Consider the following 469-nt stretch of genomic DNA (forward strand, 5'->3'; position numbering starts at 1 on the left):
GGAGCCTCTCCCCTTCCGGCCTCTCCCGGGAGCGGGCCCTGGAGCTCCACGCCCTCCTCTCGGCAGTGTGGCTGGATCTGAACGAGGTGCGCCCGGGCCGGGTGCCCGACCTGGACCGGGCCCTAAGGCTCCTGGAGGAAGCCCTTGGCGGTCTTAGATGACCCCTTCCCGCTTCTCCTCCTCGTAGAGCCTTTCCAGCACGAACTCCTTGAGGAGGGTCTGGTAGCCCTTGCCCTTCCTCCGGGCGATGGCCTTGAGCCGCCTCAGGAGGTCCTCGTCCAGGCGTATGGAAACGGGCCGGGTCCTGGGGCGGGCCGGGGGCAGAAGGCCCTCCGGCGGTGGGGCCATCTCCGCCAGGAGTTCTTCCCCCAGGCCGTGCTCCGCCCAAAAACGGCTCTCCTCTTCCTCACTGGCGAACTCGGGGATTTCCTCCAGGCTGTGCACCTTCCGCCTTCTCTTCATGCTTTAC

Annotated in this window: 1 protein-coding gene; it reads right to left on the reverse strand. The window is 67.4% G+C overall.

What is annotated here, in order from left to right:
• Positions 1–153: 153 nt before the first annotated feature.
• Positions 154–462 carry a CopG family antitoxin gene (locus tag ACYQ0J_RS00365; RefSeq protein WP_460170242.1) on the reverse strand — a complete coding sequence of 103 codons (309 nt, stop codon included), beginning with the start codon at positions 460–462 and terminating at the stop codon, positions 154–156.
• Positions 463–469: the final 7 nt, after the last annotated feature.

The sequence above is a fragment of the Thermus sp. FJN-A genome, assembly GCF_054655095.1.

Coding starts and splice junctions, on each gene's coding strand:
- ACYQ0J_RS00365 (WP_460170242.1), bottom strand. CDS start 462: ATGAAGAGAAGGCGGAAGGTGCACAGCCTGGAGGAAATCCCCGAGTTC.